The 890-nt window shown below is 67.0% G+C and carries 1 protein-coding gene; it reads right to left on the bottom strand.

From position 1 onward, the window contains the following. A partial coding sequence (locus tag HJC40_RS44980; RefSeq protein ID WP_250010011.1) for a transposase occupies nt 1–812 on the bottom strand: 812 nt, incomplete at its 3' end. Nucleotides 813–890 lie beyond the last annotated feature (78 nt).

Raw genomic sequence — 890 nt, 5'->3', positions numbered from 1 at the left:
TCGGGGGCGACTTTCCGGGCGATGCGCAGGACCCCGTCGTCGCCGGTCTGCAGGTCCTGGCCCAGCACCGTGGCCAGCAACCGGATCGCCTCAAGCACCGCTTCAGGCAGATCCTGGCGCCCGTCCAGGGTGCTGAGCAGGGCGTAACCGTCACGGGCCCGCGAATCGACCAGCGCCTCCCGGGCGCTCTTGTCGTCCCAGTCCACGACCGGTTTGCCGGCCGCGGTGTAGTCGTCACCGCTGGACAACACCGCCCGCAATTCAACGGCCAGGCCCCGGCCGGCCGCGGTGAGCAGACCACGGATCGCCGAACGGATCAGGGTGATGGTGTCCATCGTGGCGACCGCGTCATACAACGGTGTCGAGTCCAGGACCCGGCGGCGGCCCACCAGCCCAGCCTGCCCGGCCGCCGCGAGAGCAACCTCGAAGATCCGGTCCGGGCGCTTCGAACGGCGCAACCGTTCCCGCATGTCGACCAGGACCGTGTGCGCGAACCCGGCCCGCGCAGCACCGTCCCAGCCACCGACTCCGGCGGCGTATCGCCATCGGACGTCGAACGCGAACCTGTCCACGGCTTCCCGGTCGGACAAACCTTCCAACCGCTGCAGCACCATCACCGCCGCGACCACCGACGGCGGCACCGACCGCCGCCCGACCCGCGCGAACAGATCGGAGAACAAGCTGTCCGGGAACAACCGGTCACGATGCTCATGCAGAAACGCATAGATCGAGTTCGCCGGCAGCGACTCAGCGCAGAACCGGCTGACCGGATCAAGAAGATCCAACTGCTGCGACGCTTTACCCAACGTCATCCCAGCAAACTACTAGATATCGGGGTTAACGATGCCTGCCACACCGGCAGCAGTCATCGTTTAACACCAGTCACCTAG

The organism is Actinoplanes sp. M2I2 (assembly GCF_023544445.1).
Lineage (GTDB): Bacteria > Actinomycetota > Actinomycetes > Mycobacteriales > Micromonosporaceae > Actinoplanes.
The sequence above is the reverse complement of the archived record's forward strand: the minus strand, read 5'-3'. Positions and strand labels throughout refer to the sequence as shown.